The organism is Spirochaetota bacterium (genome assembly GCA_026415295.1).
GTDB lineage: Bacteria > Spirochaetota > JAAYUW01 > JAAYUW01 > JAOAHJ01 > JAOAHJ01.
In genome coordinates this window covers 13,001-37,346 of record JAOAHJ010000020.1, presented here as the reverse complement: position 1 = coordinate 37,346, position 24,346 = coordinate 13,001, and the positions used below count along the sequence as shown (strand labels likewise).

Genomic DNA, 24,346 nt, shown 5'->3' with positions numbered 1-24,346 from the left:
TTATGAAGAAGATTTATATAATATTATTTTTACCTATTATTTTATTAATTTTTCTTTTATTTTATCATCAAATTAAAGATATTTTGTTTTATAAATTACTAAAAAATAAAGTTGCCTTTATAATAAGAGATTATGGTACAAGAGATTTTGAAAAACTTATATTATCTAAACTTGAAAAATCTCAATCAGCTTTAAACTTAATATTTTCTTTTATTATTACTAAAACCTATGAGGAACAGGAAAATAAGGCAAAAGAAGCTATAAATAATGGTAATAAAATTATAGTTTTTTTTAATGGAACAGTTGCAAGTAAATTTATAGAAAAACTTGCAAATAATTATAAAAAAGTATATTTTATATTGGTTGATACTGAACTAAAAATTTATCCAAAAAATGTTTGTTCTCTTACATATAATTATAGAGATCTTGGTTTTGTGGCTGGCAATATTTGTAATTTATTTACAAAAAGTGGGAATATAGGTTTTATCGGTGGTATGAAGATAAAATCAATTAGCAAAATTGAAGAAGGAATAAAACTTTCTACTGAAATATATAATTTATTATTTAACAAATCTAATAAATTTTTCTCATATTATATAGTTGATTATCCAATTAAAACTGATAAATCACCTTTTTCTAATCCTGAAGCAGGATCTTATTTTGCTAAGAAACTTATAAATGAAAATAAGGTTGATTTTATAGTTGGTGGATCTGGCAATAGTAATTTAGGTATTTATGAGTTTTCAAAAGTTTCAAAATTTTATATTATAAATTTTGACTCAATAGATAAAATAAAACTTTATGAAGATAATGTTGCTTTTTCAATAGTTAGAAATATAGATGTATGTTTAATTGCACTTATAAATAAGGTAATTAAAGGAATTGCCAAAAATACTAATTATGTTTTTGGGATTAAGGAAAATTCTTTTAATATTTTGTCTTCTGGAATATTTGAATTGGATAGAGATCTACAAGATAAATTTGATTTATTAAATAAGTACTATCTAGAAAATAAATAATTATGTTTACAAAAAAATGAATGGAAATAACAAAATAAAAGCTTCTTTAAGAGTTAAACTTTATTTGAATTATTATATTCTTTTAAGTTTATTTCTTATTTTTTTATTTATTATTTTAAATTTTTTAGTTAGTTTTTATTTGAGTAAAAGTTTTAGTTATCAAACCGATAGGTTAACAGAATTTTTGATAACATTAATAGAACCTTATTTAAATTATTATAAATATAATGAGTTGGATTCATTATTGAGTAGATTTATAAGAGAAGAAAATATTAATTATTTAATAATATATGATTCTAATGATATAATTTTATTTTATAAATATAAAGATATTACTCAGCAAAAGAATTATTTAATTCAAAAAAATTATATTTATGAGGTAAATAAAACATTTATAGTTAACGATAAATTTCAATATAAATTAACTGTTGGTTTTTCTAAAGAATTATTAAATAAAAATAATTTTATAGTAAGGTTAATATTTATAATTTCATACATAATTTTAATTTCTGGCTTTTTTTATATTATTAAATTTACAAATGATAGAGTATTTATAAACAACATAAGAAGATTAGTTGATATATTTGAAAGGTTTTCAAAAGGTGATTATTCCATTAAATTAAATTTCGAAACAAATGATGAAATATCAATTATAGCAAATAATTTAAATATTCTTAAAAATGAACTAATTGAAAAACTTGAGATACTTGAATATATATTTGAAAATAATCCCTCTCTTTTTATCTTAATTTCTAGAGAAGGCATTATAAAGAAAATAAACAAAAATTATAAACTGTTATTTGAAGAAAAATTAAGTTACAATGATTTAATAGATACTAATATTTTTGAATATTTTGAAGATTTTAAGTATATAATTGACAAATCTATTGAAATAAAAGATATTTTAAAAATTCATAACTACATTTTTAATAATAATCGATTAAAAAATAATTATTTTAATATAGTTGCTATACCAATTATTATGGATGGAGAGATAGTTAAATTTTTTATTAAAATTGATGATGTTACTGAAGATGTAAAAAGAAATAACAATCTTCTTATTATTGAAAAAATGGAAAGCTTAAATACACTAGGGGCTGGAATAGCCCATGATTTTAATAATGTTTTAGGTTCAGTTAATGGGATAATTTCATTGATGCAACTTGAATCTGAATTTGATGAATTTATACCAAAAAATAAAATAAATGAATATGTTGATTTATTAAAAATTGCAATTGATAAAGGGAAAAATGTTTCTAATAGATTATTATCTTTTTCTAAAAATTTGAGTTCTAAAAGAGGTTTGTTTGATTTAAATGCAACATTAAAAAGTATTTTAGATATATTAAATGTCACTATTGATAAGTCGGTAATAATTGAAGTAGAATATTATCCAGATAAAGCTATATTTTACGGAAATGAAAATGAAATTGAACAGGTGTTTATGAATCTTTTAATTAACTCTTATCATGCTCTTACTATTATGAAAAAGAGTGATGAAAAATGGGGTGGGACAATTAAAATTTCAATTAGAAAAGTTTTTTATCAAAAACAGTATGTTATGTATTCTACGAAAAATATTGATGATGTTAAAGACAAGGAATATTGGAAAATAACAGTTGAAGATAATGGAGTAGGAATAAAAAAGGAACATTTAAATAAAATATTTGATCCTTTTTTTACTACAAAAAGAGACCAAAAGGGAACCGGTCTTGGATTATCTTTTGTTTTTAATGTTGTTGAAAGTCATGAAGGTTTTATTACTGTTTATAGTGAAGAAGGCTATGGAACTACATTTAATGTTTATCTTCCAGTTATATCTATTAAAGATGAAATAAAAAAAGAAATGGAAAAACAAAATTATAATAAGGGATTAATAAAATTGAATAAAAAATGTGTTATTATAGAAGATGATAAATTTATCCTTGAAACATTATCTATAATTTTAAAAAAATTTGGTATTAATATTTTATTTCAAACATCAAAACCTTCTGAAGGACTTAAATATTTAAAAGAAAATATTAATAATGTAGAATTAATAGTATTAGATTATATAATGCCTGAAATGAATGGTATTGAATTACTTAATGAATTATTTAAAAATAAAAATATAGATAGTTTTGATATTAAAGTAATTTTGATTACAGGACTATTAGAAACTGAGCGGTATTCAGATTATTTAGAATTTAAAGATAAATTTTTTATATTAAATAAACCATTTGGACTTTATGAATTATCAAATTTATTAAAGGATATTTATAAAAAAGATTAATGAAATTTTTAAAGATTTTATAAATTTTTTTGTATAATTTTATGAATAGGATAATAAATATGAGTAAAATAAAAGAATTTATAGAAAGAAGGAAAATTTTAAATAAACTTGTTCTAGAAAATGGAACAATAGTAACTAAAAGGTTTTTCAATCTTGATTCAAATTCATATGAAGAAGGAGCTATTCCATCAAAATATAAAGAGCTTATGGGATTAGTTGGTTCATTAATTTTAAGATGTAATGATTGTATAATGTATCATTGTATTCAAGCAAAAAAGTTAGGAGTAGAAGATAAAGAGTTTTATGAAGCATGTGATATAGCTTTAATTATTGGAGGATCTATTGTTATCCCTCATCTAAGGGAAGCTTATTCTTACTGGGAAGAACTAAAAGGATTAAATAAAGATGAATTATTATAATAATTACAAATAGATAAAAATGATAATATATAAAATAACTAAATTGTAATCTATTAATAGTTACCTGTAATAAGAATGTAATTTAATATAAAAATTAATAAAAAAATAATTTAAATAAAGGATTATAATATGGCTGTTTGTGATATTACTGTTATACCAGCAAAGTATGATGGAAATTCTTATGAACTAGTTGATAAAATAATTGATATTATTAAAGATTCAAATCTAAAGTATAAAGTAGGAGCTATGAGTACAGTTGTTGAAGGAGATTCTGAAGAACTCTTTAAGTTAGCCTACATTTTGCATAAAAAAGCTTTTGAATTAGGAGCAAAAGATGTAATTACTCAATTTAGAATTCATGAATCTCTTCTTTATGATGATACCATAGAAGGAAAAACATACAAATATTAATTTAAAATATTAACTTTATTATATAAAAGGTCTATATTTTAAGCTCATTATAAATATTTTATAAGTTCACTATAAATATTATAATTTCCTATATCTAACTTATAATTGAATAAGTTATTTTTAATTTTTTCAATAAGATTATTCTTAATTATATCATCGAATATTTGAGAAAAGTTTCTTTTTAATTCAGATTCAGTTTTTAATATACATAAATTTCTTTCTGAAAAATATTTTGCATTTAAATATTGTTCCCCTCTTGTTGCTATTGTTAAAGGTACAAATATTGCAGGTTTCTTCATATAAATAATTTCAAAAACAGAATTAGCTCCAGATCTTGAAATAATAAGGTTAGAATTCCAAAGAAATTTTTCAATATCATTGTAAATAAATTCTAAAGGATAATAAGAATCATTTTTTTCATATTTAATTTTATCTTTACCGCATTGATGAATTATATTGAAATATTTTTTAAGATATTCTAAGTTTTCAAAAATTATCTCATTTAATGATTGTGCACCAAGAGAGCCTCCTAAAATAAGTAAGATAGGCTTTTTGTTATCAAATAAAGATTCTAACCATTTTTTGAAATTTTCATTTTCGTGTGATTGGGGGTTAAAATTAATAAAAGTTTCTCTGATTGGATTTCCAGTATAAATTCCTTTTTTAACAAGTATATTGTATTTTTCAGCAGTTTCTTTAAAAGAGTAAAAGGTTTTATATGATAAAATAGAGTTTATTCTATTTGCAAGTCCTAGAGAAAAATCAGATTCATGGGTGAAGGATTTTATATTTAAAATTTTAGAGGATATTAAAACTGGAACAGATACAAAACCACCTTTTGAAAAAACTAGAAGTGGTCTATTAAATATTATAATGAAAAATGATTCAATAAAACCTAAAAATAAATTAAATATATCTACTAAGTTTTCTATATTTAAAATTGATTTTAAAATTGTGCCTTTTCTTCTAAATTTTCCAGATGAAATAGCATAGAACTTTATTTTATTATTATCAAAAAAGTTTTTTAAATCATTTTTAATAATGTTTTCTTCAAGTTGTCTCTTTTTTTTTGATCCTATCCAGATTAAGTTGAAGCCTTTTTCTAAAAAAAGTTTTGCAATTGGTATTGCTGGAATTACATGGCCTCCTGAACCACCACCAACAAATAAAATATTTTTTTTCATTATTTATTCCTGAAATTGAAATATTTCGCTTTTTAATTAATATATAAAAAAAAAATTAAAAGTTAATTAAATTATTTATTAAAATTATGAGCTTTAATAAAGATAAATTTGTAAAAATTGGGAAAAGGGCAAGACTTCAGAAACTAGCATATTATTTAAGAGAATTTATAATTAAATATGAAGAGTTGGTTGCTGATAAAGGAAATAATTTTAATATTAATGAAAAGAGCAACAATGAAATAAAATTAGAAGATGAATTAAAATTTATATATTTTAAAAATGATATATTTCAAATTTACAGTAGAATAAACTTAATTCTACAATGGATAAAAGAGATTGATAAAAATGAGTTTGAATTTCCTCAAAGTTTCTATGATTTAAAAATATTCTATCATAAAATATTGAATTTAGTTTCTGATAATTTTTATAATGAATCAAATATTTTTGATAAGGAAAAAAATGAGAGAACAATAATAAAAACTTCTGTAATTTTAGATAATATAAGATCTCCATATAATGTAGGTTCGATATTAAGAACTTCAGAAGCTTTTGGTGTAGAAAATCTAGCATTAACTGGAATAACTCCATCATTGCAAAATAGTAAAGTAAAAAGAGTTTCTATGGGATGTAATATCCATGTTTTATATTTTAATTATACAGAGGAAGCTATTAATTACTTTAAAAAAGAAAATTATAAAATAGTTTGCATAGAAAAAACAAATAGTTCTATAGATTATAGAAATTTGAATATAGAAAATCCTTGTTTTATCTTTGGAAATGAAGAGTTTGGTATTTCACCCGAAATTTTAAAAAAATCGGATTATATTATTTATATTCCTATGTTTGGTAAAAAGAATTCATTAAATGTTTCGGTAGCAGCAGGGATAATTTTAGAAGATAATTTTAATAAAAAGTTTAAAATTCATTAACTATCTCTATCATATTGTTTATAATTTTAATGTGAACTCCACCAGATATGAATATTGGTTGTTTATAATCTTTGTTAAATATTTTGAACTCTACTAGTCTTAAAATAAAATCATTCTCAAACTGTTTTGAAAAAATTATTAAAAGTTGAAAATTTTTATTCAAATCACCATAATCTATAATTTTAAAATCTAGTTCTTTTATAATATTATATTCAACTTTTATTGGTGTTAGGTTTTCGAAAGAAACTATTGGTAATCTTAAATCTGAATTATATTGTATTTTAGTAAATTTGTTTTTTAAAAGAATTGGGATAATATATTCATTTACATAATAAAAGGAGATTTTTTTTTCATTATCATTATTGTAAAAAAATTCTATTGTATATATTTTTGTGTCTTTTTGAAATAAAAGAACATTTTCAATGTTATTTTGAGAAAATGTAAGAATTAAATTATTTGCAAATAAATATGTAAATAAAAAAGTATGTAAAATAAGATTTATTGAAATACCGAATTTTTTCATAATCAAAAATTTGATAGTTTAAAAATAATTTTTTATATTTATATTATAATCGGTACAAAAATAAATAAATATTATTTTTATATATTTTTATGAGGGATATATGTTTTTAAGAAGATTTAATTTAAAAGGTATTAAAAAGAGGCTTGAAAAATTAAGTTTTATAAATAAATATAAGGATTTTGAAAATTTAGAAATACGAAATATCATTAAATTTTATAAAGATAATTTAAATTTTATTAAAGAAAAAGTCAAAAAAATTAAAGATTATGATTTATATTCTTTACTTGAAGATTTTAGAGAAAAGCTTGAAAACAAAATTTTTACAGTACAAAAAATTAAGGATTATATCAGAGAAAGGTATTTTAATCCTGATATTGAATATAAAAATGTTAATGTTCCAGTAAAAAGTGATTTAATTACTAAAAAAGTAATCTTAGTACTATCAGGTGGTGGAGCAAGAGGAGCTGCTCATATTGGAGTACTTAAAAGAATTGAAGAATTAGAAATACAGCCAGAGGTTATTATAGGAACTTCAGTTGGTTCAATAGTTGGTGCTTTGTATTCAGCAGGATATAATGCTGACAATATATACCAGATTTTAAAAAAAGAATATTCTCAATTAGTTAAATTAGGGAGATTCTTTTTTTTAAAACCTAAAACTGCTACAAATTTATTAAGAAATATATTGATTAAATATCTTGATCATATGAAATTTGAAGATTTGAAGATTCCACTTTATTTAAATGTAGCAGATGTTAATAATTGTAAAAGAGTTATTTTTAATAAAGGCCAATTAGTTGATATTATTCTAGCTTCTTCAGCTATACCTTTTGTTATGGATAGTATAAAAATAGATGATATGCTTTTAATGGATGGAGGAGTATGTGATAATTTTTGTGTAGATTTTGCCAAAAAACTAAATTGTGAGAAAAATCTTGATATAATAATATCAGATGTTTCTGCTGCAACAGACTATAGTTCTGATATATCTTTTGTATATTTTCTTTTCAAAATATCTCAAGATTTTGTTGATTTTGTAAAAAAAATAGGGAAAGTTCCAATTCCTGTTAATAATAAGAAAGATTTATTTGCTATTTCAAATAATCTATTGTATTTACTTAATAAAAGAAAAACAATAGGCCCAGAAGATATTGATGGAACAGAGATAATAGTAACCCCTTTGCTATTTAATATGGGTATACAAGACTTTGATAAAGTATTTTGGGCTTATGAAGCTGGTTATGAAACTTCTAAAAAAGTATTTGTATAATTAATTAATAAAATTATTGTAGTATCTTGATTATTTCGTTTAATAAGCTTGAACTTTTTGCTTTATATATAATAGTTAGAAAAGAATTTATAAAGCTAGTTGATTTATTTATTAGGTCTATTATTGAAGAGTCACTTCCATTATAAGTATCTAAAAAGTTTTTATATAAATTTAAGTTTAGTTCAAAATTTAAAATTTCAGAATAAAATTGATTAAAATATAGATTAAAATCATCTATAAAGTTTTTTATCTCTTCAATATTTTTTATTAGTTTGTCTCTGCTATATGCAGGATCATTGTAATTAATATAAAATATTTCAAGTTTTGATTTTAATAAACTTATTTTTTCTAAAACTTTTAAAGTCTTATCATTTAATTCAACAAGATTATTTATTAAAAATAAAATTTTATTTTTATATTCATTTATAAAAAAGACTTTTGTATTATTTAAAGAATATTTAGAGTTTAAATAATAATATTCCATAGATAAAATTTCTGATATATTTCTTTTAAAAACTTCATAATTAATTATTAGATCTTCTAAAAGTTTTATCATTTGATCTAATGATATAATTCCTGTATTAAATTTATTGTAAAAATTATCAATATACATATTTGTAGTATAAATGTTTAAGTTAAAAATAGTTGGTAGTTGTTTATTTAAATTAAAGAATTCAGAAAAATAAACATCCAAATTAATCGAATCAACTTTGTAATATTTTATAAAGAAGTCATTAGAAAATAAAGTATAATTTAATATTTTAGTTAGTGAATCATTGTAGAAATTAGCTAAAAAAGTAATTTCCTTTTTTTCAAAACTATTTTCGTTTAGGTTAATATATATATTATATAAATTTGAAAGGTCACTCTTTAATGAGTATAGAATTGAACTGATTAATTTTAAATTATTATTATAAAGATTAGATTTTAAAAATTTATTAATAAATAAAGATTTTTGGTATAAAGTTAAAAATAAATTATTAGTGATACTTTCTAATTCTTTTGTTACTTTTAAAAGTTCTACTTTGTTTACATTTATTAATTGTATTAATTCTGAGGATTCTTTATAATATTTTGTTAAAAAATCAATTTTAATGTCCTCTTTTTTAAATAAATATATAAAAAGGCTAGCTAAATTATTTGATTTAATCAAATTTTTAATTGATTCTTCACTAATTTCTTTATAATACTCTTTAAGAATATTATAAAATAATCCTTCAATAATATGAATTTCAGGAATATAATTTATTTTTAAATTTGAAGAAAATGAGTTAATCTCAAACTTAATTTCTAAAATTTTATTAATATTTGAGTTAATTGAATAATTTGAAATAAAAGCATTAGAATATAAATCAATTAATATTTTTATATGATTCTTATAACTTATCTTATTTGATTCATCAATAAATTTGTTAAAAGTTTTTTTTAAGAATATTTCTGATTCTTCTATATAATTATAGATATAGAATATTTTAGATTTAAAATTGAAAAAATTTTCTTTGCCAGTTTCTATTGATTTCTCAAATGATTTAATATTCTCTTTTATGACTTGAAAATTATTTTTGACTAAAGAATAGTTGTTTAAAAAATATTTATTAAATAGAGTATCTTTATTGATTCTGTTTTCTAAGGCATTAATTTTGCTCTCAAGTATTTTGTATGAATTAATAATGACTTTGCATTTTGAGTAAAATAGAAGATAATAATTAAATATATATTTAATATTTTCTTTAATATAAGAGGATAGTTTTAAATAATTGATATAATTATCAATTAAACTAAAAGGTTCATATTCATTTTCGTTAAAACTTAGTAAAGATTTTGATATAGAATTATAATTAGTTTCAAGTTGAATTTGGCTTTTTTTAATTTCTTCGAAAGTGAGTATAAATTTATTATTATTATCAAGATTAAATAGTAGTTCATCAATATAAAATCCAGAATAATTATTTAAAATATCAATTTCTTTTTTTAATTGATCTTTATTAAAATATAAATAAAAGTCTTCACTTACTTTTATATTTTTTAATTGATATTTTCCTTCAGAAAGAACAAATAGATTATTTTCGTTATTAAGATTTATTTCTTCTTCTAGATACTTAATTTTCCCATTTGAAGAAATTATCAAAATGTAGTTATTTGTGTAAACTAAAAAATATTCACCAGCTTCTATTTGTATTTCAGTCTGATTAAAATTAATTAATATTTTATTGTTTATAAAATTTAAATAAAATTTCCCTTTTTCAATTTTTATAATATTTTTGTCATTATTTGGGATTATATAAAAAACTGAATCTTTATCAGTTCTTAAAATAAAATAATTATTAATTAATTCTAAATTACCATTATTTGATAAAATTTTTTCATAACCATTTATTTTATAGTTTTGGTATAGTTTAATAGGAATATTAAAGCCAGGATTTATTATTTCAGGATTACCTTTTAAGTATGAAATATAAATATCTTTAAAAAAATCTTGTTGAGCATAAGTTTTATTAACTAAAAAAAATATATAAATTATAATTATATTAATTTTATTGATTAAATAATACTTTTTTTGATTCATATTTTTCCCTCGAAATTAAAGTATAATAATTAAAAATAAAAGTTGATTCCAAATATTAAATAAAAAAGTTCTTCTCCTAAATTATTTAATTTGTCATAAGTGATTTTATAATAAAGCGATATCTTTGTTATAAAAGTTTCATTTATTTTATATTGTAAACTTATTGAGGAACCTAAAGAACTTTTATTTGAAATTTTATTTAAGAGAAATTTTATAGCATTTGAAAAGCTAATTGTTAGATTGTCTATTTTATAATCTAATTCTAAATTTAGAATTATTGTTCTTTCATTTATTGTTATTGAAATTGGATTTAAATTTATTAGGTAACCAATTTCAGAATTTATATTTAAATATTTTATTAAATTAAATGAAATTTTTATAATATTATCAAATAAAATATGATTTAATGTATCATTTAAATATAAATGACATTCAATTCTATTTGTTAAATTTAATATTATTTTTATGAAGTTAAACTCAATGTTAAGCTTATTAATTAGTAAAAATTTGTCTATATCTTCACTTTCTAAGTTAATAAAAAATTTGTATAATTGGAAATGTAGTAAATTTTTAAGTGTAATATCCTTTTTTAAAATTTGGTAATAATCAAAATTATAATAAGCTGAAATATAATAGTTGGAATAACCAGTTAAGTAATAAGAATAATTGAAATAAATATTGAAAAGTATGGATACGGTAGGGTTTATATTAAAAATAGGAGTAATTGTTAAGTAACTTATTAAAAAATTGTCACTAAATTTATTTTCTGATAAGATTTTTTGTTGAAAATTAATATTTAAATTTGTTGATTTATTAACATTGCCAAAATAGTTTATATTAATAAAAGAATTAAAAATGTCTGAGTTTTCCTCTAAAAAATATTGATAATCAGTATATAAATTTATTTTTATAATATTTATTTTATTTATTATTAATGAAATATTTGATCCAGTAAAAAAATAAGGAAGGTTTTTTTCATAAATATTTGGAAAGTCGTTAGTTTGGGAGAAAAAATTGATATTTAAAATGTTATTAGAAAAATAATGTTTATAGGTTAAATTAATTTCACTATTTAATAATTTTAAATAATTGTCATTAAAAGTACTTAAAAATAAAAAATTAAAATTAAGATAATTTATATTATCAAATTTGTTAAGATTAAAATTTAAATATGGAAAGATTAAAATATAACTTATGTCGTTTGATTTGAAGTATGCTGATCCTAGAAATAAATAATATTGGTTATTAGCTGTTGTTATTATGGAGAAGATTAAGAAAAATAAAAAGATTAATAAAGGAAATAAAAAAATAAAATATAAAAATTTATTTTTAAAATATTTAATTTTTTTCATTTTATTCCCTTTTTTGAAAAATTATTTAAATAGTAAAATTAAAAATAATAAAATTGACAAAAAATAATTTTTTATTAATTTTTTATTGTGCCGGAATGGCGGAATTGGCAGACGCACTGGACTCAAAATCCAGCGGAACTTAGGTTCCATATCGGTTCAAGTCCGATTTCCGGCATTTTATTAAATATAAAAATTTTTAATTATTAAAATATCAATAAAAAAATTATTTTATCAAATATTTTTTGAATAATATTTCTTTTCTTAATTTTATAGTCTCCATTAAAGATATTCTTGACATTATTTATTAATCTTATAGCAATAGAGTAATCTTCATCTGATAATAATAGCACTGAAAAAGAATTTTCAAAATTAATAGTTATAAGAGAATAATTTTTAATTAGGTAATTGTTATAATTTATTGCACCATCTTTTTCAATATTTATATTAAAAACATTGTTTAAAGGTGAATTTTTGTTTTTATTGATAAAGTAGAAATAGATTATTTTTTTTTCATTATAATTTTCTAAATTATTTTTATATTCAAAAAAATCGATGCATGTTCTTTTAAATTTTTTACTTATGTATTTTATAATTTTTTTAATAATCAAATAATTTCTATATTTATTATTTTGCATAAAATGTAAATCAGAAATAAAAACAATTAAGGTATCTTTCTCATTTGAAAAAATATTTTTATAATCTAGTGTTTTATATTCAATGTTATTTCTAATAATTTCAATGATTTTGTTTCCAAAAGTTCTTGGAAATGGTATATCATTATTTATTTCAATACTACTCCATTTATCGAAAATAATATTTATAGGGGTGTATTTTATGTAATAAAGTTTATTAGAAATAAAATTTTTAAGTTTTTCAGAAGAAAAATGTTCTAAAATATAGTTTAAAAAAAGGTTTCTTGAAAAGAATTCAAAATCAGGATAATAAAAATCTCTTTTAAATAAATCAAAATATCGTTCTCTTTCATTTTTGTCTAAATTTATTATTTTTGAAAATAAGCCTATTTCTTTAATATGGTTATTTAAATTAAAAAGATACATTTCATATAATAATTGTTTAAATGATATTTTATAGGAGAAAATTGGGATATAACCTTTTTCGATATTTAATATTTCAATATTATTATTAAAATATATAGAATTACTCTTGTAAAAAGGAATTATTATAAAATTGATCTTATTTATTTTCTCTAAATTTGTTTTAAAGTTTTCATTTTGAAAATAGTTTATATTCTCAATTATGGTTTTATTATATAAGTTAAAAGCTTTTTCAAAGGATATAAAAAGATTTTGTAAAAAGTATATGTCTTTGTTATCGTTAATTGAAGATAAATTTTTTTTTAAAATATCATAAAGAATATTTGTTTTAGATAAGTTAATAGAGACAATTTTAATTATATCTAAAATTCCAGATAAGGGGGACTCTAAAATGATATTTAACTCTTTTTTTATTTTATTTATATCATTAGAGTTATTAAGATATTTAGTTATACTAAATAACGAACTATTTTTTTTTACTTTTTCTAAGAATTCAAAGAACTGATTTTCCTTTAGATGTTTAATAAATTCAGGGTCTATAAAAATATTTTTATTATTTGTTGATATTAGTTCTTTAGAAAATTCTATTTCATAAAATGACAAAAAAATTAAAAATAGAGTTACCTTGAAATCGAATTCTTTTAAATATTCTATTGATTCAAAGTCTTCTGCAATTAATTGTTTTGTAAACAATATTTGGTTAAAAATTATAATAAAAAATATTTCAAAAAAAAATAAGGTTTTAATAAAAATGCTTTTTAATTTTTTAAAATTTATAGATTTCATAACTATTTTATTTATGATATTTTTCCTGTTAAGTTTTTATCAACTTTAACATTTTCATTTTTAATTTTAAGGATTAGATCTTCAAAAAATATTCCATTTTCACTTGAGATAATATTAAATTTTTCAAAATCTTTAAAAGTAATAATATTAAATTTTTCAGGATATTTTATTCCTTCAAAAATAGCTAACTCACCATCTTCTATATTATCCGAAACAGTTAGTACCCCAACATTATTGTCTTTTGAAGTACAAGCTAAAATCATTCCCTCTGATATTTTTCCTCTTAAATTTGTTTCTTTAAGGTTGTTTAATACAATAACCTTTTTATTTAAAAGTTCATCTTTTTTATAATAATTTTTTAACCCGGCAATTATTTGCTTTACCTTTTCTCCTATTTTAATTTTAGTTATATACAGTTTATCTGCATCAGGGTGATCATCTATTTCTATAATTTTTCCAACTCTGAGTTCTAAAGAAGTAATGGGTGAAAAAGTTACAAGAGAAAAATTTTCTTCTATTTTTTCAAATATTAATTTGGTCTTATTAATTTTATGATTTATTAAAAGGAACTTATTTAATTTTATTTTATTTTCTTCATTAAATTCTTCATCGAAAAGATTTAAATTACTGTTTAATAATTCTGAGATTTGATAACTTATCGAAGGAATTACAGGGGATATAATTTTGTTTAGAAGATTTATAGATGATATTGTAGTTGTTAAAATTTCATGAGCTTTTTCTTTATCAATTTTTATAATATTCCATGGCTCGTTATCTTGAAAATATTTATTAATAAGGTCTGTACATTTAAAGAAGATTTCTATACCTCTTTTATTGTCAAGTTTTAAGAAACATTCTATTATCTCATTAGAGTAACTAATAAGAGGATCAAATATATTTGGATTATATTTTTCTCCTGTTTTTGAATCAAAATTAGTTTCAAGAAATTTGGTAGCCCTATAAGTGAGATTCCCAAATTTACCTATAAGTGTTAAATTAATAAAATTTATAAAATCAGAGTCTGAATAGTTAAAATCATTTGTATAAGGTCCAAGAAGAGAAGCGTAATATGCTCTTAAGTAATCTGTTGGAATATTTTTATTCAAATAATCCCTTGCTAAAATGAATGTTCCTCTAGATTTACTCATTTTTTGATTATTTATGGTTAAAAAACCATGAACTATAATTTTTTTAGGTAATGAAAATCCTGCCCCCATTAAAATAGCAGGCCAAAAAAGAAAATGATGGTAAATAATATCTTTACCGATGAAATGATATATATCAGCTTTACCATCTATCCAAATGCTTTTCCAATCTATATTATTGTCATCGCAATATTTTTTTGTAGTTCCAATATATCCAATAGGAGCATCAAACCATACATAAAAATATTTATCTTTTGTATCAGGAATTAAAAAACCGAAATATGGAGCATCTCTACTAATTTCCCAGTCTTTTAACCCTTCATTTATCCAGTTAAGCAAATAGTTTCTAAATGAATCTTTTGGATCAGTAACTCTTATAATATATTCTTTAAGTTTTTCAGAAAAACTACTCAATTTAAAAAAAATCTGTTCACTTTTTTTTAATATAGGTTTATTTCCACAAATTGAACAGTAAGAGTCAATAAGATCTTTTGGTTGATAAGTAGCATTACAATGTTCGCAGTTATCTCCGTATTGATCTGGTGCTTTACATCTTGGACAAATACCCTTAATATATCTATCAGGTAAAAATCTTTGACATTTTTCACAGTAAGTTATTTCTATTTCTTTTGAATATATATATCCATTTTCTTTTAATTTTTTATAAATATAATTTGCAATCTCTCTATTTTCTTCGGAATTTGTTGAGTGATAAGCTCCAAAATTAATATTAAATTTAGAAAGTGTTTCAATATGATCAATATAAGCTTTGTTTATTAACTCTTCTGGTGTTATTTTAAGTGATTCAGCTTTTATTTGGATGGGGGCTCCATGTGTATCATCTGCAGAAAGATATACAGATTTTATTCCTGCCAGATTATTTGCTCTTGTGAAAATATCAGTTTGTATATATTCAACAAGGTGCCCTAAATGAACTTCTCCATTTGCGTAAATTAAAGCAGATGTTATCAGATTTTTCATATATTTTCCTCTTTATATCCAAAATTTTTTTCTTATATTTAATATTTCAAAAATTTTATAAGATTTTTTGAGTATAAAAAAATAAATTTCGAATTAAGAATTTTTTTAATTTTAATAATAACAAATATTAATTAAAAAACAATAAATGTTTTATATTTTTCATTCATTTCCAACTTTATAATTACCATAAGATATTATAAGAAAAAATTCCTTAAAATTTTTATAAATTTTGTTTAATATTTCAACTATTTTAGAAATATAGAAGGATGTTATTGAAGGATTTAAATTTGTAAATTTTTTAAGAAAAAAATCTATTTCGTTTTTTAAATTTTCATCTTTTAAATTACCTTCTTTAATAAAGAAGACTTTTCCTTGAATATTAATAATTTCATTTTTTGCATATACTGAATTTGAAAGAACATAAAATTTATATTTTATATTTTCTATGCTACTTTTATGATCTTTAACCTCATATAAATAATATAAAGATGGTTCTTCATATATTATTTTATCTATTTTTGAAGTAAATTTTATTTTCTCATTATAATATTTATTTGGATCATTTATAAATTTAGAAGGAGAAAGAACACAACTAAAAATAGAAAATATTATTATTGATATAGAAATAAAGAAGAAAAAAGAACATAATTTTTTTTTCATTTTAAATCCTTTTAATAATTATTATAAAAAATAAATAACTAAAAAATTAAAAAAATCAATATATCAGATAGGGTCTATTATCTATTTTCAGTATTTGTACTTCAATATTGAATATATTTCTTATAATATTTTTATCGAGTTTTTCAGGGTTTTCTATATCATAAAAAATTCTATTTTCTGCAATAAAAATAATTCTTTTAGAATATTTAAAAGCTAAATTTAAGTCATGTGATATCAATATAATTGTTTTATTATATTTTTCATTTAATATTTTTAAATAATTGTAAAGAGATATTTTATGAGGGATATCAATAAAAGCTTCAGGTTCATCTAATATAAGTATTTGAGATTCACTTGATAAAGTTTGAGCTAATAAAACTCTTCTTTTTTCACCTCCTGATAACTGATCAAATAAATTATTTTTATAATTTTCTAAATCAAGTAATTTTAAATATTTTTTTGCTATATTAATATCTTCATTATTATAGTTTTCAAATAAATTTCTATAAGGATATCTTCCCATCAGAATTAAATTAAAAACAGAAAATGGTATATTTTCTGGAATAATTTGTGGCAAATATGAAACTATTTTTGATAATTCTTTTCTTTGAATATTTCTTAAGTTTTTACCATTTATTAAAATATCCCCAATATAATTTTCTAGATTTCCAGCTATTAATTTGGCTAATGTTGTTTTTCCTGAACCATTTTTCCCTAGAATTGAAATAAAATTATTTTGTTCTATTTTTAAATTGATTTCTTTAAGTATAAAATGTTCTGAATTTTGGTATTTAAAAGAGAGATTGTTTATTTCAATTAAAAAGTTATTGTTCATTAAATGAATTTAAACATATAATAAAAAAATGACAATAGTTGTTAATAATAAAGTAGGAGAGATTTATGAAAGTAAGACTTTTTAAAAATGGCAAAATATATTCTATTAAAAAAGATGGAGACTATTTTAGAAATATGCTTGCTATTAATGGTAAAATATATTTTACATCGGATGAAGATATTTCAATTTCGAGGTATTTAAGGGATAAAGATGTTGAAGTAAAAATTTATGATCTAGATGGGAAAACTTGTATTCCCTCTTTTTGTGATGCTCACATACATCTTTCTTTTGGAGCTAAAACATTTGAATTTTTAGATTTGCAAAACTGTTTTACTTTAGAAAAAATATTTGATAGTTTTGAACATTATTTTGAAAATAAAGAGAATTTAAGCAATGAGTTTATTATTGGCTTTGGTTTTGATAAAAATAATTTTGATAAAAAACAATCATTAAATAAATATGTTATTGATCAGTATATACAAAATAAATATCCCAATTTAAAAGAAAACATAAAAGTTTTAATTTATTCAAAAGATTACCATTCAGCTTATGTAAACACTAATTTGCTTAATTTTATTTTGAAAAGGATTAAGTTATCTATGAATAATTTCTTTTCTAAAATTATTAAAGGTGCAGATAATATGGAAGGGATAATTCAAACAATAGATAAAGAAAATGGAATATTTTATGAAAATTCTTTAAAATTTTTATCAAATACTGTAAATGATATATTAAATTCAGATGATGAGCGAATTATTAAAAGTATTAAGAAGTTTGTAAAATATTTACAATCTTTTGGAATAACTGCAGTTTCAGATTGTGCACTACTTTTTAAAGATTCTTCTTTTAGATATTTTCAAAAAATAGAACATGAAAATATTGCTTTTAGAAATCTTGTTTGTATTCCAGAAGATGCATTAGATAAATTTATTGATTTAAACTTAATTACAGGTAAAGGTTCAAATTACTTTAAGGTTGGACCACTTAAATTAATATATGATGGATCTATTGGTTCTCAAACTGCATATGTTGATAAACCATATTATGGTAAAGAAAATGATAAATATGCTTTTGGAATAAAGAATTATTCACCTAAGTATATAAAAGAAATTTTAGATAAATGTTTGGTAAATAATATAGGTCTCGCAATCCATGCAATAGGAAACAGAGCAAACAGAGAAGTAATAGAAATATTTTCAAATATAAGATCTCTAAATTCAAATGTATTATTGAGACTTGAACATGCTCAGATACTAGAGGATGATGAAATACAAAAATTGAAACACTTAAATATATTTGTTGTTATGCAGCCTGTTCATATAGATCAGGATTATTATACCTACCAAAAATATCTCAATGAATATATATTTTTATCTTATAGATTTAGAAGTTTAATGAATAATAATGTAACAGTTGCATTTTCAACAGATTTTCCTGTCGCTAAAATAAATCCTTTTTATGGAATATTTGCTAGTATTTATCAGGAAGGATTTGATATTTCAAAAGGAAAAATATTTAATCCAGAAGAAAAAATTTCACTTTTTGATGCAATTAGAAATTATACTTATAATTCCCATAAAGCTTCTCTTTTTGAAAATTCTGGTATTTTATCTGAAGGGTATAATGCTGATTTAATAGTTTTAGATAGAGATATTTTTAGTCTTTCTAATCCTTATGAAATAATAGATACAAAAGTTATAAAAACATATTTTGAAGGAGAGGAAATATTTTCTCTTTAATAATTTACTTAAATTATCTAAATTTTATTTATTAATTTTGGAAAAATATAAATCAAAAATATTTATTATATAAAATAGTTAATTATTTTATGGGGGGATTTTTATGCATATTGTTCTATATGAGGATTCATTTTATCCAAACTTTATTCCATTTTACTTATTTCATAATGTATTTGATCTATATTATGGATTTAGAAGAATATATAGCAAAATAATTGATATAAAAAGAAAAAATAAGAATATTAAAGGTGTTACATTTATAGGAAGAAAACTTCAACTAGAATATTTTTTAGAAAAAACAAAATTGACTAATGATATCTTTGAGTATGAAGAAGATATTTTATTTATAAACTCAAGAATTACAGATATAAATGAAGCTTTTAAGTTAAAACAGAGAGAATATATTATAGATAATGATGGATTTGTAATAGCAATTAGAGTTGATAAAAGTTCTAAAAGAGAACTAAATATAAAAGGACTCTTTTCAAATGAAATAAATGCAAATACAATATCAAGTAATTTGATTAAAATAAATAAAGTAAGTTCTCTTGCATATTCATTTGATTTAATAAAGAATCTTAATAAAGAATTTTTTAGAGATTATGAAAGAAATTATTCTGATATAAAAAAGCATTTGAAAAGAATTAAGAAAGATATTTTTGTTGGTAAAAATTGCAAAATTTCTAAATTTGTTGATTTTGATACAAAAAATGGCCCAATTATAATTTCTGATAATGTTACAATAAATTCTTTTACAGTAATATGTGGACCAGTTTATATAGGAAATGGTTCTCTTATAGATAATGCATATATAAGAGAAAATTGTGTAATTGGGAATATATGTAAAATATCAGGAGAGATCGAGGAATCCTATATTATGGATTATACAAATAAACATCATGAAGGTTTTTTAGGGCATTCATATTTAGGAGAATGGGTGAACATAGGTGCAATGACTACAACATCGGATTTAAAAAATAATTATTCAAATATTAAATTTCAGATTGGCAATAAAACAATAGATGCAGGGACTATAAAAATGGGTGCTTTGATTGGAGATCATGTAAAAACTGCTATTGGTGTAATGATCAATTGTGGAACCATTATAGGTGCTGGTTCAGTAATCTTTAAAACCCCAGAAAATAAAACAATAGAACCATTAAGGTGGGGTTTAGAAGAGTATAGAAAAGATATTTTTATTGAAAATACTAAAAAAGTTATGAAACGAAGAGATATTGAGATGAGCCATAGCTTAATTTCAATTATAGAGAATTTATAATAGGTATTTTTTTAATTTAAAATATTTTTTTTGAATAAATATTATTTATGGAACGAAAATTTCTACAAATTTATTTTTTATATTAATGGTTGCTGGTGTGTGGGGTGCTTTATCACCATCAATTTGCATAAATACTTTTTTTTGAGATTCAATTCTTAAGGAAGAACTTTTATAAAATAAACAATCCTTAAAACTTTTGTGGGATTTAGTTAATATTCCTAAAAACAACCTTATAGTATTAAGGAAACCATGATTTTTAAAGATAAAAATATTTAATAAACCATCATCTATTTTTGTCTCTTCATCTATCTGAAACTTTCCACCATAAAATTTAGAATTTGATGCTATTATAAGATAGCCTTTTTCTTCAATTTTTAGATCTTCGAAATAGATATTCATTAAGTGGGGTTTATAAATTAAAAAAGATTTAATAGCTGAAAATATATATGAAATTTTTCCAAATATTTTTTTAACTTTAAGATTAACATTATGTACGGCTAAAGCATCAATTCCAGCTGATGCCATTAATATAAAAGGTTTACTATTTAAAAACCCTACATCTATTTTTTTTTTGTTTCCTTTTATTATAACATCAATAGCTGATGAAGCAAGAAATGGAAGATTTAATTCTAAAGCAAGAACATTTGCTGTTCCAGTAGGTATAATTCCGATGGGTTTTGGATTATTAACGAAACCTTCAATGACTTCTCTTATGGTTCCATCACCACCAACAACTGTAAAAAAATCAACTATTTTATTATACATAGATGATATAATAGTGGCATCCCCCTCTTTTTTTGTATAAAAAACTTTATAACTAATATTATTTTGATCAAACTTATTTGTAATAATGTTTACTATTAGGTTTAATAATAAATGCCTTCCTGCCTTAGGGTTAACAATAATACATGTCTTTGAAAAGTTATCTTTGCTTGTAATCTTTTTCTTTTTAAATGTTATTTTTGAAAATATTTTCTTTAAAAATTCAAAAACCATAATTATTTTTTATTCATTAAAAATTTAATTATTATTATATGATATTTTTTGTATAAATTTATTTAAAAGATCAATCATTATCTGATGGGGTTTTAAAAAAGGATCCACTTTCTTCTTCACTATTTGCTGAAGATTCAGAACTTTCCTGACCACTATAATAGTTTCTTGTTGGATATGATAGCAAAAAAAGTCCACCTGTTGAGGCATAAGTTTTAGGTTGAGTTCCAGCAATAAAATATTCTGTATAAGATCTGGGGGAGTTAGGTGAGGATAAAAGTCCACTATAAGAATCAATAGTAAGTGCAATTATTCCAGATGGGACTGAAAATTTTGGTTTAGCCCTTTTCAAAATTTGATAAATATATTGCATAAATTTTCCCCATATTGGCCCACACGTATAACCACCAGTATAACCAAGTCCTAGTGAAGAAGCTCTATCAAAACCTATCCATACAATTGTTGTAAGATTATCAGTATATCCATTCATCCATGCATCTTTCCAGTTTTGTGTTGTTCCAGTTTTAACAGCAAAATCGAAATCTAATTTAAACTGAGAAAGTGAAGCATATGCTGTACCTCCAGGTGCAGCAGCATCTTTTAAAATGCTTGAGATTAAGAATGCAGTTTGAGGTGAAACAATCTGAATTTCTTCTGCGGATTTTGAAAGCAGTTTTTGATTATATTCTTGTTCATAATTTTTAATTATTCTCCCTTCTCTGTCTGTTACATATCTAACTATAATAGGATATACTTCTTTTCCTTTATTTGCAAAAATTGAAAAAGCCTTTGCTGCTTGTAATGGAGATATTGATATAGTGCCTAAAGCTGTCGAAAGGTAGGGAGGAAAATCAGATTTGTTTTTTACCTGTTTACCTTCAAATATGTTTGTTACAGAATAAAACTTTGATAAATATTCTAATGTTTCTGATATACCTAGTGCCTCCATTACTTTGATTGCGGGAATATTTATTGACTTTCTTAAAGCATCTCTAACTCTTACATAACCAGAAAATTGACCATCATAATTAGAAGGAGTCCATATATCATTTTCTGAAAATTGGTATATGATAGGGGCATCAAGTATAACAGTAGAAGGTGTAATTATTCTTTTTTCAAGTGCTCCAGCATAGATAAAAGGTTTTATTCCTGAACCAGGTTGAAATCTGACTCTTAAAGCTCTGTTTAGTTGATCTTGCTTTGTCCACTCATAACCACCGACTAAAACTAAAACATAACCAGTTGAAGGTTCAATTGAAACAATAGCTCCCTGGATAAAGTTTTTTTCAAGTTCTTTTTGATATAAGATTTTATAATTTTCAAAAATATTGGCAAGTTTTGTTGAGTTTTGATTTTGGGTTAAGAGATTTATAAAGTCAACAACATTTTCTTTATAGAATTTATTATATTTAATATTTGCTTTATTATTTGTTATTCCTGTTTGAATATTATTCATTTCAAAAAAGAAATCTATAATATCGAGATAATTATTAATTATATAGTCGTTTTTATTTTTAGTACTTTTTGAATATTCAGCATTTAATTTTTCTAAAGCTTCTTTTAAATATTTTTCTGCTACTACTTGATAATCAAGGTTGCATGCAGTATATATCCTTAAACCCTTTTTATAAATATCTTCAGGTGTAAAATCATTCTTTAGAACATTAAGTACAGCATCGGTATAATATGGGGCTTTGCTTTTTGATAGAAAATAAGGTGAAGATATTGATGCAAAATTTCTTTCAGATAAACTTTCCCATAATTTTTCATATGATTTTTGAGCTTCTTCCTTGGATACAAAATTCAACTCAATCATTCTATCCAAAGCCATTTTAACTCTTTTTTTAGAGTTTTCTGGATATAGAATTGGAGAATTATAAACTGGAGATTGTGGAAGTGTAGCAAGAAGAGCACATTCTGCTAAGGTAAGGTCTTTGACATTTTTACCAAAATAAAATTCTGAAGCAGTTTTAATTCCATAAACACCATGACCAAAATAAACTTCATTTAAGTAAAATTCTAATATTTCATTTTTAGAAAATTTTTTTTCAATTTGTACTGTATACCATAACTCCCTTAATTTTCTATATATAGTTTTTTCAGATTCTGTAAATAATCTTTTTGCTAATTGCTGTGTAATAGTTGATCCACCAACTATTGTCCCTTTTTGTTTTGTTAAGATTCTTTTTATATTATATAACATTGATATAAGGATTCTTTTAGTGTTAAAACCATGATGTTTGTAAAAATCTTTATCTTCATATGCTATAAATGCTTTAATGAGATTTTCAGGTATATCTCTAAATGGAATAATTTCTCTTTTTTCCTGAAAAAGTTCGTCTATAACTTTTCCATTAATATCATAAATAATTGTAGGAATTGATAGTTGTTTCTCAGTAATAATTTTTTCTATATCTATTCTAGAAAAAGATGCAAAAACAACCCCAATAGTTATCCCAGCCAAAATAGTTCCTGCAAATAAAATTATAGTTAAAATATTTATAAATTTTAATTTCATATCAACCTCTTTTAACTAAAATAAAGATTTAATTTAATCTAAAAAAAGTCAAGTAATAAATACAATTAATAAATAAAAAAAAGGTCGCCCTATACTAATATAGGACGACCAAAGGGAAAATTGGGAGGGGAAATCTATTTTAATAATCGGTTATTTAAAAAAAAATTAATATAAATTAAAAAATATGAAAGAAAAAATTTAATTTAAAAATTTATTTTTTCTAATTATTATTTAATTTTTTTAAAGAATTTTTTAAATTATAATTAAAATAATTAGATTTAAAAAATTCTTGACAAATAAATTTAAACTGGTAAAGATTGTTTTAGATAAATTGCTGGCGTAGCTCAATCGGTAGAGCAGCTGACTTGTAATCAGCAGGTTGGGGGTTCAATTCCCTTCGCCAGCTTTTT

General features: G+C 21.4%; 18 protein-coding genes and 2 tRNA genes. 10 read left to right on the top strand and 10 right to left on the bottom strand.

All coding sequences use genetic code 11. The annotated features are described in order from the left end of the window. Nucleotides 1-2 precede the first annotated feature (2 nt). The 4 genes from N3A58_04615 to N3A58_04600 all read left to right on the top strand — a co-directional run bounded on the left by N3A58_04615 (nucleotide 3) and on the right by N3A58_04600 (nucleotide 4,121). A complete protein-coding gene (locus tag N3A58_04615) occupies nucleotides 3-1,019 on the top strand; it encodes a BMP family ABC transporter substrate-binding protein (protein ID MCX8058674.1) in 1,017 nt (338 codons plus the stop codon). Nucleotides 1,020-1,035: 16 nt separating this feature from the next. Next, entirely contained in the window at nucleotides 1,036-3,291 is a 2,256-nt protein-coding gene (locus tag N3A58_04610; GenBank protein MCX8058673.1) for an ATP-binding protein, read from the top strand. 59 nt (nucleotides 3,292-3,350) lie between these two features. After that, nucleotides 3,351-3,710, top strand: coding sequence for a carboxymuconolactone decarboxylase family protein (locus tag N3A58_04605; protein ID MCX8058672.1), 360 nt, complete (start codon nucleotides 3,351-3,353; stop codon nucleotides 3,708-3,710). Nucleotides 3,711-3,839: 129 nt separating this feature from the next. Further along, nucleotides 3,840-4,121: a thiamine-binding protein gene (locus N3A58_04600; protein MCX8058671.1), complete on the top strand. Its 282-nt coding sequence runs from the start codon at nucleotides 3,840-3,842 to the stop codon at nucleotides 4,119-4,121. 47 nt (nucleotides 4,122-4,168) lie between these two features. Here the strand turns inward: N3A58_04600 and N3A58_04595 are convergent, their stop codons facing one another. Continuing rightward, entirely contained in the window at nucleotides 4,169-5,305 is a 1,137-nt protein-coding gene (locus tag N3A58_04595; GenBank protein MCX8058670.1) for a UDP-N-acetylglucosamine--N-acetylmuramyl-(pentapeptide) pyrophosphoryl-undecaprenol N-acetylglucosamine transferase, read from the bottom strand. 86 nt (nucleotides 5,306-5,391) lie between these two features. Here N3A58_04595 and N3A58_04590 point away from each other — a divergent pair, with 86 nt between their 5' ends. Then, nucleotides 5,392-6,234, top strand: a complete 843-nt coding sequence (locus N3A58_04590) for a hypothetical protein (protein ID MCX8058669.1) — start codon at nucleotides 5,392-5,394, stop codon at nucleotides 6,232-6,234. On the opposite strand, the gene N3A58_04585 is transcribed toward N3A58_04590, so the two are convergent. After that, complete coding sequence (locus N3A58_04585; GenBank protein MCX8058668.1) at nucleotides 6,221-6,757, bottom strand: hypothetical protein; 537 nt, start codon at nucleotides 6,755-6,757, stop codon at nucleotides 6,221-6,223. The genes N3A58_04590 and N3A58_04585 overlap by 14 nt on opposite strands. Before the next feature lie 100 nt (nucleotides 6,758-6,857). Here N3A58_04585 and N3A58_04580 point away from each other — a divergent pair, with 100 nt between their 5' ends. Then, on the top strand, nucleotides 6,858-8,027 hold the full coding sequence (locus N3A58_04580; GenBank protein ID MCX8058667.1) for a patatin-like phospholipase family protein: 1,170 nt from the start codon (nucleotides 6,858-6,860) through the stop codon (nucleotides 8,025-8,027). 13 nt (nucleotides 8,028-8,040) lie between these two features. Here N3A58_04580 and N3A58_04575 read toward each other — a convergent pair whose 3' ends face one another. Together N3A58_04575 and N3A58_04570 are read right to left on the bottom strand one after the other, a co-directional pair. Continuing rightward, a complete protein-coding gene (locus N3A58_04575; protein ID MCX8058666.1) occupies nucleotides 8,041-10,593 on the bottom strand; it encodes a hypothetical protein in 2,553 nt (850 codons plus the stop codon). Nucleotides 10,594-10,622: 29 nt separating this feature from the next. After that, the gene (locus tag N3A58_04570) at nucleotides 10,623-11,945 is read right to left on the bottom strand and encodes a hypothetical protein (protein ID MCX8058665.1); all 1,323 of its coding nucleotides are present in this window, start codon (nucleotides 11,943-11,945) and stop codon (nucleotides 10,623-10,625) included. An 89-nt stretch (nucleotides 11,946-12,034) separates the two neighbouring features. Here N3A58_04570 and N3A58_04565 point away from each other — a divergent pair. Then, nucleotides 12,035-12,120, top strand: a tRNA-Leu gene (locus N3A58_04565). Nucleotides 12,121-12,148: 28 nt separating this feature from the next. Here the strand turns inward: N3A58_04565 and N3A58_04560 are convergent. The 4 genes from N3A58_04560 to N3A58_04545 all read right to left on the bottom strand — a co-directional run bounded on the left by N3A58_04560 (nucleotide 12,149) and on the right by N3A58_04545 (nucleotide 17,407). Further along, nucleotides 12,149-13,693: a hypothetical protein gene (locus tag N3A58_04560; protein ID MCX8058664.1), complete on the bottom strand. Its 1,545-nt coding sequence runs from the start codon at nucleotides 13,691-13,693 to the stop codon at nucleotides 12,149-12,151. 104 nt (nucleotides 13,694-13,797) lie between these two features. Continuing rightward, nucleotides 13,798-15,912, bottom strand: coding sequence for a methionine--tRNA ligase (gene metG / locus N3A58_04555; GenBank protein MCX8058663.1), 2,115 nt, complete (start codon nucleotides 15,910-15,912; stop codon nucleotides 13,798-13,800). Nucleotides 15,913-16,071: 159 nt separating this feature from the next. Then, nucleotides 16,072-16,572: a hypothetical protein gene (locus N3A58_04550; GenBank protein MCX8058662.1), complete on the bottom strand. Its 501-nt coding sequence runs from the start codon at nucleotides 16,570-16,572 to the stop codon at nucleotides 16,072-16,074. Between the two features lie 55 nt (nucleotides 16,573-16,627). Continuing rightward, on the bottom strand, nucleotides 16,628-17,407 hold the full coding sequence (locus N3A58_04545) for an ABC transporter ATP-binding protein (GenBank protein ID MCX8058661.1): 780 nt from the start codon (nucleotides 17,405-17,407) through the stop codon (nucleotides 16,628-16,630). Between the two features lie 65 nt (nucleotides 17,408-17,472). Here N3A58_04545 and N3A58_04540 point away from each other — a divergent pair, with 65 nt between their 5' ends. Beyond that, nucleotides 17,473-19,146, top strand: coding sequence for an amidohydrolase family protein (locus tag N3A58_04540; GenBank protein MCX8058660.1), 1,674 nt, complete (start codon nucleotides 17,473-17,475; stop codon nucleotides 19,144-19,146). Between the two features lie 103 nt (nucleotides 19,147-19,249). Then, a complete protein-coding gene (locus N3A58_04535; protein ID MCX8058659.1) occupies nucleotides 19,250-20,425 on the top strand; it encodes a putative sugar nucleotidyl transferase in 1,176 nt (391 codons plus the stop codon). A 45-nt stretch (nucleotides 20,426-20,470) separates the two neighbouring features. On the opposite strand, the gene N3A58_04530 is transcribed toward N3A58_04535, so the two are convergent. Both N3A58_04530 and N3A58_04525 read right to left on the bottom strand, forming a co-directional pair. Then, complete coding sequence (locus N3A58_04530) at nucleotides 20,471-21,421, bottom strand: diacylglycerol kinase family lipid kinase (GenBank protein MCX8058658.1); 951 nt, start codon at nucleotides 21,419-21,421, stop codon at nucleotides 20,471-20,473. 70 nt (nucleotides 21,422-21,491) lie between these two features. Then, nucleotides 21,492-23,936, bottom strand: coding sequence for a PBP1A family penicillin-binding protein (locus tag N3A58_04525; GenBank protein ID MCX8058657.1), 2,445 nt, complete (start codon nucleotides 23,934-23,936; stop codon nucleotides 21,492-21,494). Nucleotides 23,937-24,269: 333 nt separating this feature from the next. Between N3A58_04525 and N3A58_04520 the strand changes: the two genes are divergently transcribed. Further along, nucleotides 24,270-24,342 (top strand) — tRNA-Thr (locus N3A58_04520). Nucleotides 24,343-24,346: the final 4 nt, after the last annotated feature.

Coding starts and splice junctions, on each gene's coding strand:
- N3A58_04615 (MCX8058674.1), top strand. CDS start 3: ATGAAGAAGATTTATATAATATTATTTTTACCTATTATTTTATTAATT.
- N3A58_04610 (MCX8058673.1), top strand. CDS start 1,036: ATGAATGGAAATAACAAAATAAAAGCTTCTTTAAGAGTTAAACTTTAT.
- N3A58_04605 (MCX8058672.1), top strand. CDS start 3,351: ATGAGTAAAATAAAAGAATTTATAGAAAGAAGGAAAATTTTAAATAAA.
- N3A58_04600 (MCX8058671.1), top strand. CDS start 3,840: ATGGCTGTTTGTGATATTACTGTTATACCAGCAAAGTATGATGGAAAT.
- N3A58_04595 (MCX8058670.1), bottom strand. CDS start 5,305: ATGAAAAAAAATATTTTATTTGTTGGTGGTGGTTCAGGAGGCCATGTA.
- N3A58_04590 (MCX8058669.1), top strand. CDS start 5,392: ATGAGCTTTAATAAAGATAAATTTGTAAAAATTGGGAAAAGGGCAAGA.
- N3A58_04585 (MCX8058668.1), bottom strand. CDS start 6,757: ATGAAAAAATTCGGTATTTCAATAAATCTTATTTTACATACTTTTTTA.
- N3A58_04580 (MCX8058667.1), top strand. CDS start 6,858: ATGTTTTTAAGAAGATTTAATTTAAAAGGTATTAAAAAGAGGCTTGAA.
- N3A58_04575 (MCX8058666.1), bottom strand. CDS start 10,593: ATGAATCAAAAAAAGTATTATTTAATCAATAAAATTAATATAATTATA.
- N3A58_04570 (MCX8058665.1), bottom strand. CDS start 11,945: ATGAAAAAAATTAAATATTTTAAAAATAAATTTTTATATTTTATTTTT.
- metG (MCX8058663.1), bottom strand. CDS start 15,912: ATGAAAAATCTGATAACATCTGCTTTAATTTACGCAAATGGAGAAGTT.
- N3A58_04550 (MCX8058662.1), bottom strand. CDS start 16,572: ATGAAAAAAAAATTATGTTCTTTTTTCTTCTTTATTTCTATATCAATA.
- N3A58_04545 (MCX8058661.1), bottom strand. CDS start 17,407: ATGAACAATAACTTTTTAATTGAAATAAACAATCTCTCTTTTAAATAC.
- N3A58_04540 (MCX8058660.1), top strand. CDS start 17,473: ATGAAAGTAAGACTTTTTAAAAATGGCAAAATATATTCTATTAAAAAA.
- N3A58_04535 (MCX8058659.1), top strand. CDS start 19,250: ATGCATATTGTTCTATATGAGGATTCATTTTATCCAAACTTTATTCCA.
- N3A58_04530 (MCX8058658.1), bottom strand. CDS start 21,421: ATGGTTTTTGAATTTTTAAAGAAAATATTTTCAAAAATAACATTTAAA.
- N3A58_04525 (MCX8058657.1), bottom strand. CDS start 23,936: ATGAAATTAAAATTTATAAATATTTTAACTATAATTTTATTTGCAGGA.